General features: G+C 59.8%; 14 protein-coding genes. 8 read left to right on the top strand and 6 right to left on the bottom strand.

Annotated features, from left to right (window positions below):
- Positions 1 to 290 precede the first annotated feature (290 nt).
- Positions 291 to 659 (top strand): Hpt domain-containing protein, encoded by a 369-nt coding sequence (locus ACQZ5F_RS06535; RefSeq protein WP_046800257.1) that lies wholly within the window; start codon positions 291 to 293, stop codon positions 657 to 659.
- 130 nt (positions 660 to 789) lie between these two features.
- On the top strand, positions 790 to 1,110 hold the full coding sequence (locus ACQZ5F_RS06530; protein WP_003502527.1) for a 2Fe-2S iron-sulfur cluster-binding protein: 321 nt from the start codon (positions 790 to 792) through the stop codon (positions 1,108 to 1,110).
- Positions 1,111 to 1,419: 309 nt separating this feature from the next.
- Here ACQZ5F_RS06530 and ACQZ5F_RS06525 read toward each other — a convergent pair whose 3' ends face one another.
- Positions 1,420 to 2,046, bottom strand: a complete 627-nt coding sequence (locus ACQZ5F_RS06525; protein WP_046800256.1) for a DUF922 domain-containing Zn-dependent protease — start codon at positions 2,044 to 2,046, stop codon at positions 1,420 to 1,422.
- A gap of 104 nt (positions 2,047 to 2,150) precedes the next feature.
- Here ACQZ5F_RS06525 and folP point away from each other — a divergent pair, with 104 nt between their 5' ends.
- The 3 genes from folP to folK all read left to right on the top strand — a co-directional run bounded on the left by folP (position 2,151) and on the right by folK (position 3,975).
- Positions 2,151 to 3,011 (top strand): dihydropteroate synthase, encoded by an 861-nt coding sequence (folP, locus tag ACQZ5F_RS06520; protein WP_448731077.1) that lies wholly within the window; start codon positions 2,151 to 2,153, stop codon positions 3,009 to 3,011.
- Positions 3,012 to 3,089: 78 nt separating this feature from the next.
- Positions 3,090 to 3,455 carry a dihydroneopterin aldolase gene (gene folB, locus ACQZ5F_RS06515; protein ID WP_003502532.1) on the top strand — a complete coding sequence of 122 codons (366 nt, stop codon included), beginning with the start codon at positions 3,090 to 3,092 and terminating at the stop codon, positions 3,453 to 3,455.
- 4 nt (positions 3,456 to 3,459) lie between these two features.
- Complete coding sequence (gene folK, locus ACQZ5F_RS06510) at positions 3,460 to 3,975, top strand: 2-amino-4-hydroxy-6-hydroxymethyldihydropteridine diphosphokinase (RefSeq protein ID WP_170979831.1); 516 nt, start codon at positions 3,460 to 3,462, stop codon at positions 3,973 to 3,975.
- Positions 3,976 to 3,989: 14 nt separating this feature from the next.
- Here the strand turns inward: folK and ACQZ5F_RS06505 are convergent, their stop codons facing one another.
- The 4 genes from ACQZ5F_RS06505 to ACQZ5F_RS06490 form a co-directional block, all read right to left on the bottom strand.
- Complete coding sequence (locus tag ACQZ5F_RS06505) at positions 3,990 to 4,550, bottom strand: hypothetical protein (RefSeq protein WP_046800254.1); 561 nt, start codon at positions 4,548 to 4,550, stop codon at positions 3,990 to 3,992.
- Positions 4,551 to 4,679: 129 nt separating this feature from the next.
- Positions 4,680 to 5,759, bottom strand: a complete 1,080-nt coding sequence (locus ACQZ5F_RS06500; RefSeq protein WP_448731076.1) for a TIGR01620 family protein — start codon at positions 5,757 to 5,759, stop codon at positions 4,680 to 4,682.
- Positions 5,756 to 7,234 carry a YcjX family GTP-binding protein gene (locus ACQZ5F_RS06495; RefSeq protein ID WP_225339888.1) on the bottom strand — a complete coding sequence of 493 codons (1,479 nt, stop codon included), beginning with the start codon at positions 7,232 to 7,234 and terminating at the stop codon, positions 5,756 to 5,758. Before ACQZ5F_RS06495 ends, ACQZ5F_RS06500 begins: the two co-directional genes overlap by 4 nt.
- Before the next feature lie 130 nt (positions 7,235 to 7,364).
- On the bottom strand, positions 7,365 to 7,841 hold the full coding sequence (locus ACQZ5F_RS06490) for a SixA phosphatase family protein (RefSeq protein WP_225339887.1): 477 nt from the start codon (positions 7,839 to 7,841) through the stop codon (positions 7,365 to 7,367).
- Positions 7,842 to 8,143: 302 nt separating this feature from the next.
- Here ACQZ5F_RS06490 and dksA point away from each other — a divergent pair, with 302 nt between their 5' ends.
- Positions 8,144 to 8,563: an RNA polymerase-binding protein DksA gene (dksA, locus tag ACQZ5F_RS06485; protein ID WP_046800250.1), complete on the top strand. Its 420-nt coding sequence runs from the start codon at positions 8,144 to 8,146 to the stop codon at positions 8,561 to 8,563.
- A gap of 113 nt (positions 8,564 to 8,676) precedes the next feature.
- Here dksA and ACQZ5F_RS06480 read toward each other — a convergent pair whose 3' ends face one another.
- Positions 8,677 to 9,957 (bottom strand): flagellar biosynthetic protein FliO, encoded by a 1,281-nt coding sequence (locus tag ACQZ5F_RS06480; protein WP_225339886.1) that lies wholly within the window; start codon positions 9,955 to 9,957, stop codon positions 8,677 to 8,679.
- Positions 9,958 to 10,287: 330 nt separating this feature from the next.
- On the opposite strand from ACQZ5F_RS06480, the gene cckA reads away from it, so the two are divergent.
- Both cckA and clpS read left to right on the top strand, forming a co-directional pair.
- A complete protein-coding gene (gene cckA, locus ACQZ5F_RS06475; RefSeq protein WP_046800248.1) occupies positions 10,288 to 12,873 on the top strand; it encodes a cell cycle histidine kinase CckA in 2,586 nt (861 codons plus the stop codon).
- 292 nt (positions 12,874 to 13,165) lie between these two features.
- Positions 13,166 to 13,519 carry an ATP-dependent Clp protease adapter ClpS gene (gene clpS, locus ACQZ5F_RS06470; protein WP_046800247.1) on the top strand — a complete coding sequence of 118 codons (354 nt, stop codon included), beginning with the start codon at positions 13,166 to 13,168 and terminating at the stop codon, positions 13,517 to 13,519.

The raw sequence follows: 13,519 nt of genomic DNA, 5'->3' as shown, positions 1-13,519 counted from the left end.
AGCTTGCGCTTAAGCCTCGTCTTAACAGCAGTACCGTAGTGACACATTTAGGTGTTCGAAACAATTAATGCGGATTTACGGCAGCGGCGAAGTGTCGGCTTTTTAACAGTTTTTAAACCTGAGTTTCGCTCTGAACGCCTTGTTTCGCATAAGTTTAACATAAATTAACCATAGCAGAAGATTTTCGCCCGCGTCACGCCGTAATTTAAGCCGATAGCACCGGTTTGGATGCGTAAATACGACACAGATGTGACACGAAACAAGAAACGGCGAGACAAGGAATTCCAGCCATGGCAGCGGTCAGTATTGCTTTCGAAGCTCCGGATAATTGCGGCGGTGCGCCGGCCGTTACGAAAAAGCCGATCGATTTCGATCATCTTGCCCGTCAGACGATGGGTGACAAGGATCTGGAAATCGAAGTGCTGCAACTGTTCAGCCGCAACGCCCGCGCCGCATTGCATGAAATTGCCGAGGCCGACGACAAGGCCGTGAGGGCAACCGCCCACCGCCTGAAGGGTGCTGCGCAGGCCGTCGGCGCCCCAGCCGTTTCCGCCGCCGCAGCTGCGGTAGAGGACCAAGGCAAGGACAGCGCCGCGATTGCGAAACTCGCGGCAACCATCGTCGAGGCGGAAAACTTCATCCTCAAGCTCTGCCGCTGAGGCTGAGTTCATCAAATTTGCCATTTAACAAGGCCGGTTCAGCCTGTGCGCCCTTGAAGCGGGTTGCCAAGGCGAACCGGCCTTTCTATGTGTTTAGAACAGTTCTTAGATCACCATTTTGGATTCCGGCATGACAAAACTGACCATCGTCGCCTTTGACGGCACGCCCCATGAACTCGATGTGAGCAACGGTTCCACCGTCATGGAGAACGCGGTGCGCAACTCCATTCCCGGCATCGACGCGGAATGTGGCGGCGCCTGTGCCTGTGCAACCTGTCATGTCTATGTCGATGACGCCTGGGCGGAGCGTGTCGGCGGGCCGGAGCCGATGGAAGAGGACATGCTGGATTTCGCCTTCGATGTGCGCCCCACCTCGCGTCTCTCCTGTCAGATCAAGATGAATGACGAGCTTGACGGTCTTGTCGTTCACGTTCCCGAACGCCAGGGCTGAAAGCTCTTCACATTGCCGGTCGCAGAAAAAGCCCCGCTCACCAGGTAGAGGAGAGCGGGGCGAGGCGGGTACGCAGCATGCAGGCGAGGGAGGAAACACCTGCGAGCCCTCAAGTGCGCACCGGGAGAACCGGAGAGGGTTTTGAGCGTCGGACCCGCTGCGGGCCACAACCGTTAAAAACCGTATGAACAAGCTACAATGAGTCTCGGCGGCGGCACCATGACGAGAAGTCACGGGTGAGATCGGACATGACGTAACGTCATGTTTCCGTTGCGTTGCGTCTCTAGCGGAAAATGCGGCGAAGGCGGTTTACCGCCGATTTTGCCCCTGTTCGAGCCGATTTTTCAAAAGCCGGGTCATGCGGGCATCGAAATTTTTCGATTCCACCACATCGAAACGCATCTGGTCCCTGTCGTGCTCATCCATCACCGACTGGGTGATCTTGCCGACCATTTCCTGAAGCGTTTCGCAACTTTTCTGCGGACGAAGGGCTGCCAGCTGTCTTTCGAGCGAACGGGCATGGGTGCGGGCGATTTCCGCGTGTCGTTCCTCATGGCGTTTGATATCGGCAAGCAGCGTATCCCAGATGAAGGCCAACTCCGCCGTGGTGCGGCGGCGGTTTTTCCATCGCGGCAGAAGGATACGGGTGTTCAAAAGAACCTTGGCCGTTCCCACGCTGCACTGGCCGTTTTTTTCCACATAGGTGAGCTCGCCGCCGAATTTGATCTCGGTCGCGCCGGGATGGCGCGCGCCGGTATTGCGCGTCAGCGGGCCATGCTTTGAGAGTTGCTGGTCGAGATCGGCGGCGGTTTTGCCGGTGATCGAAAAATAGGAATAGGTCTTGCGGACGATGGTTTCGGAAAAAGCCGGCCCAGCCGAGGAAAGTGCCAGCGCGCCCGCAAGGGCGGCGCAAAGAGCACGTGATGATTTGGTCATGACCCGGCCTTCCGGTTGAACTTGAAAAACGTTTGCTGCATAGGCGGAGCGGAACCTATAAGAATTGGCATAACATTCCGTTATTCCCGAAAGGCGCGTGTTACGTGATAACAGCCGGCAGCAACGTGTGGCAAGCGGCCCATGGCCGCTCCCTGAAACTTGATGGGCGTGGCCGTATTATGGCCATCGTCAATGCCACGCCCGATTCATTTTCCGATGGCGGCCGTTTTCTCGCCGTCGATGCGGCTTTTTCCCATGCACTGACCTGCGTGGAAGAAGGGGCAGATATCATCGATATCGGCGGCGAATCCACACGGCCTGGTGCGGCGGATGTGACAGAGGCGCAGGAGCAGGATCGGGTATTGCCCGTCATCGAGAGGCTACGCCGCGAGAGCGAGGTTCTGATTTCCGTCGATACCTATCGTGCGTCGACAGCGCGGCTTGCGATCGAAGCGGGCGCGCATATCGTCAACGACGTCTTCGGCCTGCAGAAGGATGCGGAGATGGCGGGCGTGATCGCCGCTGCGCGCGCTGGCGTCTGCATCATGCATACTGGCCGCGACCGGCAAAAACGGGCCGATGTCATCGAGGACCAGTTCGAATTCCTTAATCGTTCGCTGGAGATCGCCGAGGACGCGGGTGTTGCCCGCGACGCCGTCGTGCTCGATCCGGGTTTCGGTTTCGCCAAGGACGAGGATGAAAATGTCGAGCTTATGGTGCGATTCGGTGAGCTTGCCGCTTTCGGCCTGCCGGTTTTGGCCGGCACGTCGCGCAAGCGTTTCATCGGGTCGCTGACGGGCCGGGATGCGGCTCCCGAACGCGATATCGGAACGGCTGCGACGACAGCGATCCTGCGCCTTTCGGGTGCTTCGATTTTTCGCGTGCACAATGTCACTGCCACACGCGATGCACTGGCAATTGCCGATGCGGTTCTTGCCAAAGCGCCGGCAAAGGCCGATGCGTAGATCAACGAGTGCCGGAACGCCGTGTCCCCACAAAGGTGCGACTTTCGGGCGAAACATTCCTGCCATGGAGGCGATGCGATGAGCCGCTATACCATCATCCTGAAAAACTGTTCCTTTTTCGCCCGTCATGGTCTTCTCGAGCAGGAGGAGGTGCTGGGCCAGCGCTTTTTCGTCGATGCCGAGATGGAGGTCGAGGCGGGTGACGCACTGGAAACCGACGACATCGAAAATACCGTCGATTACGGCGTGGCCTTCGCCGTCATTGAAAAAATCGTCGTGGGGCAGCGCCGTTATCTCATCGAGGCGCTGGCGAACGACATCGCCAAGGCGCTGCGCGCCCGGTACCCGCAAATCGTCTGGTTGCGCATCACGGTGCGTAAACCGTCCGCTCCCGTTCCCGGCATTCTCGACTACGCGCAGGTGAGTGTTGAACACCGTGCCTGAAAAGATGACCGTCGCCGCATTGGGTCTCGGCGGCAATATCGGCGATCCCGCCGCCGCGATGGCCAAGGCCTTGCACGAATTGGATAGGCATGAAAATTGCCGCCTGTTGGCCGTCTCCGGCCTTTATCGCACGCCTCCCTGGGGCAAGACGGATCAGGCCGATTTCTTCAATTGCTGTGCGCTGGTCGAAACCTCGCTTACGGCGCCCGCGCTGCTGCAACTATGCCTAGATATTGAAAGGGGCATGAAGCGGGTGCGCACGGAGCGCTGGGGGCCGCGTACCATCGATATCGACGTGCTGACCTATGGCAATGAGGTTATCGTAACGGAAAGCATCGAAGTGCCGCATCCGCGTATGACGGAGCGCGCTTTCGTGCTGATGCCGCTCGCCGAGATCGCTCCGGATATCGAGGTCCGGGGAAAGCCGGTGCGGGAATGGCTTCAGCAGGCGGATAGAAGCGGTATTGTCCGCACAAATGAAAAGCGGGAGTGGTGGACACTCCCGCTCGGTAATGACTGAGAGTATTATCGTGCTTAGGGCTTGATCGAGCCGACGGCGAGCTGGTCGATGTCGCGTGCCAGTGTCACGCCGATGACAGGGATCATCTGGTCGGCGACCTTGACGGAAATAGTGATGTTCATCGAATTGTCACTCGAGACGCGGGCAACCATGGCGCCATTGAGCTTGGAGCGGTTGATGCCGACGACGACCTTGTCGCCGCTGACCTGTCCGGAGGTAATATCCAATCCCTTGCCTTCGGCGCCATCGAGGAACTTGCCTTCGTAGCTGCTGCCCTTCTGGCTGATGATGGCGGACATGGGCTGGCTGAAGACGCCGACGCGGCAGGTGCCGCCAAGCTTGATGCCGGTCTTTTTGTCATCGAGCGGCTCACCCGTCAGATCGCAGGTGAATTTGGTGCCCTTGTATTTGCCCGCGACGATTTCGCCCGGACCTTTCCAGACGCCGGCCACGGAGCGGAAGAATACGTCGTCGCGATCGCGCGATGCGGCATGGACGTCAGACAGGCCGAAACCGCCGCTGACGGACAATATGGCGGCAAGTCCGCCCACAAGCGAAAAGAAGCGCGAATACATGATACTTTCCCCGGCGAAGAAGCCTGTTCGATAGGCGGCAATCTACCGGCGGAATGGTTAATGCTTGGTTTATTTCACCCGTATTCGCGGCTTTGTTCGTAACCTTTTGAACCGCCCATGTCTTGCCAATCAGGCTTTTTCGCCGCTTTTTCTGCCGCTTAAATCGGGTGTCAGGTCGGACATGAAATCACCGATCCCCGGCCGCTTCACGGCACGAAACGGCAGCGGGCGGCAAAGGTCCATCGCCGCAATACCGATTCGCGCCGTCATAAGGCCGTTGATGACGCCTTCGCCGAGGCGGGCGGAAAGCTTCGAGGCAAGGCCGTGTCCGAGAACCTGCTGGGCGATACCATCGCCGACGGCGATCGAACCCGTGACGGCCAGATGGGCGACGACGTCGCGCAGCAGCCGGAGCATGCCGAGTGTGCCGGGACGGCCGCCGTAAAGTTCCGCCATGGCCCGAACCAGCCGCGTCACCTCGAACAACACGTAAGCGAGATCGACGATCGCACGGGGGCTGACGGCGGTGACCACGGAGACGCGCTTGGAGGAATTGAGAATCAGTGCGCGCGCCTGCCGGTCGAGCGGCGCCAGCAATTCACGCTCGGCAAGCTCGATGAGATGGGGGCCGTCAATCACATCGTTTTCCGTATCCTTCAGCGCCGCGCGGCCCTTGGCCGTTTCGGCGCGGTGGGAAAGGATGGCATTCAGGCGGGTGATGACGGCGCGGGCGGGTTTCGGGCTCTTGTCGAGGCTCGCCGTCTCCGCATCGGCCTTGAGCGACTGCACGGCATTGAGCCGCATGATACCGAAGACTTCACGCCCGACGAGGACGAGAACGGCGAAAAGCGCGACGACAAGGGCGATGCTCGCCGTATAACCCAGCCAGTCGGAGCGGGAAAACAGGTTGCGGATAAGCTGATCCGCCCAGAGGCCGAATGCGAGCGAGAACAAGACGCCAAGCGCGCCGAGCGCGAGTTTGCCGAAAGAGAAGCGGCTTTTCTTCGGCGAGGCCACCGGCAAGGCGGCGGCATCGATCTCCTCCGGTGCCAGAAACGGATCGTCCTCGTCAGTCGTCAATGAAATCTCGGTATCGAAGCTGCGCGGCGCGCGTTTCTGCGCGGACGACGGCCGTGCCGTCTCCTCTGTCTCTAACGTGAAAGCCGCCGGACGGCGGGCCTGCGAATCGGTGGGTGTGGGAGCCTTCATGCGAGCTTGTCTCCAAACAGGAACTGCATGGCACGGTCGAGCCTGATATGGGGAACGGAAAGCCGGATGCCGCCACTGCCCGGCTCGTCCACATTTGGCGGGCGGAAGCGCACGACGTTGACATCCGGCAGCGTCGCCTTGTCGCCATCCTCGTCTATGCTGCGAAACAACGGTTCCGGGTCTTCGGGCAGGTCGCCGGGAAAGATCGCCGTTTTGCGATTGCCGTCGAAGGTCTCGCCATTGATGGTTTCACCGGCCATCGGTGTGCCAACGATGACGGGCAGTTCGTGGCCGTCCTGACGCACGCTTGCCTCTCTGGTGGCGCGCACGGAAGCGAGAGCCATGACCTCGATGCCGGCACCGTTCATGCCGATTGTGGTGATGGCGCGGTCCACCAGACGGCGGGTCAGCCGCTCCAGCCGGTCATGGCTTTCGTGATGCAGATGGTCGGCCTTGGTGGCGGCGATCAGCACCTTGTCGATGCGCCGGCCGATGAGCGACGACAGGAGGCTGTTGGTGCCGGGCCGGAAACAGGCAAGCACATCGCCCAGCGCCCGTTCCAGATCCTGAACGGCTTCCGGTCCGCGATTGACGGCCTGCAGCGTGTCAATCAGCACGATCTGGCGGTCGAGGCGGGCGAAATGTTCGCGGAAGAAGGGTTTGACCACGATCGACTTGTAGGCGTCGTAACGCCGCTCCATCATGGCGCGCAGCGAGCCTTTCGGCGCTTTTTCATCGGTCAGCCCCGGCAGGGGCGCAAATGTCAGCGCCGGAGAACCTTCCAGATCGCCGGGCATCAGCAAACGGCCAGGCGGCAGGGTGGAGAGCGATCTTTCGTCTGATTTGCAGGCCTTCAGATAGGCCGCGAAACTCTCCGCCAGCCGTCTCGCCGTCATCTCATCGGCAGGCGCATTGATATCGAGCGAGGAGGCAATCGCCAGCCATTCCTGCGCCAGCTCTGAACGGATACCTGTCCCGGCGAGCGCGACGGTCGCGTCGCTGAACTGTTTGTAATCCTGCAACAGAAGCGGTAGGTCGAGCAGCCATTCGCCGGGATAATCGACGATATCGATGGATAGCTTGCCGGCCGAGAACCACCGGCCCCAACCACTGGCGCTCTGGTAATCCAGCGTGATCCTGAGTTCCGAGATCGCCCGCGTCGAATCCGGCCACAGCCTGTCGCGCACCAGAGCCTGAATATGATCTTCGTACTGGAAGCGGGGAATGGCGTCGTCCGGCTGCGGCTCGAGGCGCACATTCGAGACGCGGCCTGACCGCATGGCCTCGAATAAGGGAAGGCGGCCGCCATTCAGGAGATTGTGGACGAGGGAGGAAATGAAAACCGTCTTGCCCGCCCGGGAAAGCCCGGTAACGCCAAGCCGCAATGTCGGATGGGTGAGGTTGCTCGCACGGTCGGCCAGATTATCGAGCGCGATAAGCGCACTGTCTGTCAGGGACGTCAGAGAAGGCGGCAATGGCAGTTTCCCGGCTGTGGTTCATGATCACGGCTGCAATATAGGAAGTCGCGGCTGCCCAAAAAAGAAGCGCCCCGGTGGATTTTCACGATTGATACCGTCGGCGATAGCGCCATGACGTAATGGTCCGCTACTTGCCCGGTGAGAGAAAATCGACCAGCCGCCAGCGATCCTCGCCATTTACGGCACTGCCGTCGTGATCGAGCACGGCAAGCCCTGCGGTCGGGAAACCGGAGGGCAGGGCGGCATGCAAAAGATCCTCGCCGATCATCGCTTCCAGTGTCGCCTCCATGGTGGGGTTATGACCCACCAGCATCACCGAATCAGCATCCGTCTGCGCTGCGATGAGGGAGAGATAGGTTTCGCTGCGCGCATTATACATCTCATCGACATAGGCGATTTCGATGCTTTCGTTGAAGGCGCGCTGCCAGGCCTGTGTGGTCTGCCGGCAGCGTGCGGCGGTGGAAGACAAGAGCACGTCGGGGCGATAGCGCCGGTCGGAGGCAAGATCGGCAATGATCTCCGCCTCGGCAAAACCTGCCTCGTTCAATCCCCGGTCGAAATCGCGTTCCCCAGGCGCCGCCCAGGCGGCTTTGGCGTGGCGCAAAAGATAAACTCGCTTCGGATGAGAATCTGTCAAGGGCGGGGACCGGCGTTCGAAACTCTGGGGTACAGCCGGATGCTACAGGATAGGATCGCGGGACCGCAAGTCCTCTTTCCTGTTGGCAAGTCGCATTGAAGTGATCGAAGAACAGATCGCCTCGACGCCAATAAAGGATAAAAATTAGTCATTTAGATGATTTTTGTGTCAGTTTTAAAAATGCCTGAAAACTGATCTGTAGACTTGAACCGGCCTATATCATTGGAGTATACACCGCCGCATTGAGATGTTCTTCGAGGAGAATCGCGTTGAGTGAGAAGATCGATCTTAGCAAATATGTACTCTCGGAAGACGACGAGTTCATGAATGCCAGCCAGCGGGCCTACTTCCGCGCGAAGCTGGTCGCCTGGAAAAATGACATCCTGAGAGAAGCGCGCGAGACCCTCGGACATCTCGCCGAAGAAAGCGCCAATCATCCCGATCTTGCTGACCGGGCTTCATCCGAAACAGACCGGGCGATCGAACTTCGCGCCCGCGACCGTCAGCGCAAGCTGATTTCTAAAATCGATGCGGCTCTTCAGCGGATCGAAGACGGCACCTACGGTTTCTGCGAGGAAACGGGTGAACCTATCGGCCTCAAGCGTCTGGACGCCCGCCCGATAGCGACGCTCTCCATCGAGGCGCAGGAACGTCACGAGCGTCGCGAAAAAGTTTATCGCGACGAATAACAAGGCTGCTGTGCCGGACGCTGCCGCGAACCGGCCATCTCAAGCACCGGACATACAAAAAGGGCACGGAATTATTCCGTGCCCTTTTGCGTTGAAGCTTCATGCGCGCCGCCTCAGCGGTCGCGGGTAACGGAAAGCTCGCCGAAAATACGCGCCATTTCTTTCTGCACGTCACCATCTGGCGACGCTCCGGTAACTGGTGGCAAAACCGGTTCGTTTTTCTGCTGCTTTTCCGGGGCGGCGGCAATGGACGGTTCATTGTCCGCATCCCTGCTCTTGGCTATCTCCGCCTCGAGAAAACTCTCGAAATCGCTGGCCAGTTCATCGGAAAATTTCGGCTCGGCGTCATTGGACGCAAAAGCGGGAGTTTCCGGTTTCGGCGGGAAAGGGGCCGGCGGTGCATTCGGTTCGGACTTGAGGCCGGGAAGAACCCGCTCGCGCGCCGCATCGAGAAAATCAGCGGCGCTGGATTGGTCGAGCACCGGCTCGCGCGCGGCAAAAACCGGCGGAGCGATAACCGTGGGCCGTTCTTCTTCCACCTTTGCCTGACTCGTCTGTGCAGGCACTGGCGGTGCGACCGGTATGGGTGTCTGTACTGGAGCAGGCACGAAAGGCTCTGCGCGACGCGGTTCGCTGCGTTCGCCGGCCATGTCGAGCGATGCGGCGGCGGCCGGTAAAATGGCAGCTGCCGGAGCTGGGGCAACCACTGCTGAGGGCGGCAGTGCGGGACGAGTGGTCTCTCTCTCAGGTGCGGCTTGCCTTGCCGGTGGAGCGGGCTCGCGGATTGCGACGGGCGGCGGTGATACGGGTTGGGGCGATACGGATTGGGGTGGTGTCGGTGGACGCGACGGCAGTGGCGCAGTTGCTGCGGCCGGTTGTTGCGGGCGAGGGGCGGGTGCGATGGGTTCCGGCCGCTGCTGCGGCGCTCTCACGGGTTCCTGTGACACGGGAGCCGGGGCTGGCGCTGCGACGGGCTGCTGTTGCGGCAGGGCGGCACGGCGTTCCTGGGGGATGGCCGGCTCGGCTCTCTTCGGTTCGCTCTCCTGACGCGGCAGCGCCTTCAATTCCGGCTCCTGCACGTCCCTGACGATCGGGATTGCGCCAATACCGCTTTCGATGACGATATCGGTCGGCCCGCCGATCATCACCAGATGCTCGACATTGTCGCGGCGAACCAGCACCAGACGACGGCGCGCATCAACGGCCGTCGCGTCGAGAACCTGCAGGCGCGGCTGCCGGTTGCGTCCGCCTCGGATAAACGGAGCCGAACCGCTGCGCCTGCGCAGAAGCCATAAAGCGATCGCCAGAACGAGAAGCGCCACACCCACACCGACGACGGCGACGATGAGATTGTTTCCATAGGTGCCGATAAAATCTTCCATCATGGAGATCATCCCTTCAGATTTTTTCGAGCAATTAATATTGCCGTGGTTCTTATAGTGTGAACGTCAAACAGGAAAAGACGATTTTTTTGGGCGCGATACAAGGTTTATCCGCCACCGTCCCCCTGTAATACAAACCGGTTGGTGTGGCTTTGAGTTCCCTCATCGACTGAAAGGCCGGTGTATTGCGCCTCTCAGGCCGTTTTCCCTGTGCGTTTTTAAGCCTTTGTGGCCCGGCGGAGCTTTTTGATGCTCAAGCGAGTTGCTACAAGAAATTTAACGCCCGATTCCGTCGAGGACCGTGGCTGACCGAATGACGACCTGCACGACTGCGAGGCCAAGATGACACGGGTGCGCGAGACAAGCGACAACGACCTTCCGCTGGTGGACAGGCGTGCCCGTTCCGGCACGGTTTTGCGCATCCTGCTTCTGGCGCTGGTGCTGATCGCCGCCGCCGCCGCCTTCGTTTATTTCAAGAACTCTTTGGAAAACGAAATCGTACTCGGCATTCTCGGCGTGCTGGCAATGATGGGTATCTTTTTTCTGGTTTCGTCGATTATCGGTTTCATCGAGGTCATGCCCCAGTCGCAATCGGACGGGCTTGCCCGCCGTTTCCTGTCGGCCCATCCCGAAGGCACGCTGATCACCGATGCCAAGGGGCATATGGTCTATGCCAACGCCACCTATTGCCGCATGAGCGGCACCACCAGGGCGAGCGATATACAGAGCCTTGAGACGCTGCTGTCGCGTAGCCGGGAATCCACCGAAGCCCTTTACCGGCTCATCAACGTGCTGCGGGAGGGCCGCGACGGTTACGAGGAGTTCCGGCTGCAGAAACCGCTGGGCGATGACGCGGGCGCCGGGCCGCACTGGTACAGGCTTAAGGGTCGGGTGCTGAAGGATGCGGGCGGCGAGGGGCTGCACGTTTTCCAGATTGCCGACATCACGCCGGAGCGCGAAGATCAGGAACGGTTTTTCCGCGAATTGCAGAATGCCATCGACTATCTGGACCACGCGCCGGCCGGTTTCTTTTCCGCCGGACGCAAGGGCGAGATCGTTTATCTGAACGCCACCCTGTCAGAATGGCTGGGCATCGATCTCGCGCAATTTTCACCCGGTTCGATGACTGTGTCCGACATCGTTGCCGGCGAAGGCATGGCGCTGATCGAATCCGTGCATCCGCAGGGCAGCGCCAAGCGCACCGAAATCCTCGATCTCGACATGCGCCGGGTGAACGGCCAGAGCATGCCGGCCCGCCTCGTGCATCAGGTCAGTTCCAAGGACGGTGCGCCGGGCGAGAGCCGGACGATCGTTCTGATGCGCCCCAAGGGGCAGGAGGATACGGAATCTTCCTCCGCCATGCGTTTTACCCGCTTTTTCAACAATACGCCGATGGCGATCGCTTCGCTGGATGGCGAAGGACGCATTCTGCGCATCAACGCACCCTTCCTCAAGCTGTTTTCCGGCGTCGTCGGACGCGACGATATCGACCGGGGCGTGGCGCTTGAAACCGTCTTGCACGACAATGAGAAGCCGCGACTGGAACAGGCGCTGGCCGAGGCGAAGGACCGTCAGGGCGATATCGCGCCGTTCGATTCGCGCCACCCGAGCGACGAGACCAGGCATTTCCGTTTCTACGTCAACGCCGTCATCGATCAGGACGACGAGGCGCCGGAAGAAGTGGCGATCGTTTATGCCATAGAGGTGACGGAGCAGAAGGCGCTGGAAACCCAGATGGCGCAGACGCAGAAGATGAACGCCGTCGGCACGCTGGCGGGCGGCATCGCCCACGATTTCAACAATGTGCTGACCGCCATCCTGCTGTCGTCCGACCATCTGCTGTTGCAGGCGCGGCCCGCCGACCCGAGCTTTGCCGACCTCATGGAGATCAAGCGCAACGCCAACCGCGCCGCGGTTCTGGTGCGCCAGCTGCTGGCCTTCTCGCGCAAGCAGACCATGCGCCCGGCGATCCTCAATCTGACCGATGTGATCGGTGACCTGCGCATGCTGGTCGACCGGCTGATTTCTGGCACCAATGTCAAGCTCGAGGTGGATTATGGCCGCGATCTCTGGCCGGTAAAGACCGACCTGTCGCAATTTGAACAGGTGCTGATCAATCTCTGCGTCAATGCGCGTGACGCCATGCCTGATGGTGGCAAGATCACCATCCGCACCCGCAATGTGGATGCGAAGGAGGCGGCTGCTCTCGGCCGTCCGGAAGTCCCGGCGGAAGACATGGTCATGGTCGAGGTCGGCGATAACGGCACCGGCATTCCGCCTGAAATCATGGACAAGATTTTCGAACCCTTCTTCACGACGAAGGAAGTCGGCAAGGGCACCGGTCTCGGCCTGTCGATGGTCTATGGTATCGTCAAGCAGTCCGGCGGTTATATCTATCCCGAATCGGAAGTGGGCAAGGGCACCGCGTTCCGTATTTACCTGCCGCGCCATGTGGTGGAAGTCGTTGCGGGCCAGCAGCCCGGTGAAACGGCGCTCACCCCGATGGCGGCACCTGAGCCGGTAAAGGAAGAACCGCTTGACCTCACCGGCAACTCCGCTGTCGTACTTCTGGTAGAGGACGAGGAGGCGGTGCGGCGCGGCGGCAAGCGCATGCTGGAAACCCGTGGGTACACCGTGCATGAGGCCGGCTCCGGCACCGAGGCGCTGGAGGTGATGGAGGAGCTGGAGGGCAAGGTCGATATCGTCGTTTCCGATGTGGTGATGCCTGAAATGGACGGCCCCTCGCTGCTTCGCGAACTGCGCAAGTCCTATCCCGACCTGAAGTTCATCTTCGTGTCCGGTTACGCAGAAGACGCCTTTGCGAAAAACTTGCCGGCAGATGCCAAATTCGGATTCCTGCCGAAGCCCTTCTCCCTGAAACAGCTGGCGATTGCCGTGCGCGAAATGCTGGATGACAATGCTGGATGACAAGGAGCAACGGCAGGGCGGTGCGACAGAGATTCGCTCCCACTGTTGGTCACTGTAACCCTTTCCGTCAGGCTGAAAACCCGCCACCATCAGCGGTTTGCCCGCACCCGCCCTCAGGAAGCCTCCGCATCCCCACTTTTCCCGAGGTTTGCCTCTTTGCAAACGCAATAGTGATTGCGCCGTTGCGTAAGGGGCTTAAAATCACGTCACGACGACCTAGATATGAAGAGGCGAAGTTCTCCCTGCTGGCGATGAGCTGTCGGTTCGAGAATAGTGTGGAGAATGATGAAAGATGATCGCTAGGCCGATCTACATGCAGGGCGAGGGCGACGGGGAAGACGGCGGCACCAACCGCGGAACCTCTGTTATCACCCGCGTCAAGCCAAAGACAAAAAGACCGAATTTGTACCGTGTTCTTTTACTGAATGACGACTACACTCCCATGGAGTTTGTCATCCATATTCTGGAGCGTTTTTTCCAGAAGGATCGCGAGGCGGCAACCCGTATCATGCTGCACGTGCACCAGCACGGCGTGGGAGAATGCGGGGTGTTTACATATGAGGTCGCAGAGACGAAAGTAAGCCAGGTCATGGATTTCGCCCGACAGCACCAGCATCCGCTGCAGTGCGTCATGGAAAAGAAATGA

It is taken from the genome of Agrobacterium sp. 22-210-1 (genome assembly GCF_053522525.1).
This window is presented reverse-complemented; position numbering and strand designations above follow the sequence as displayed.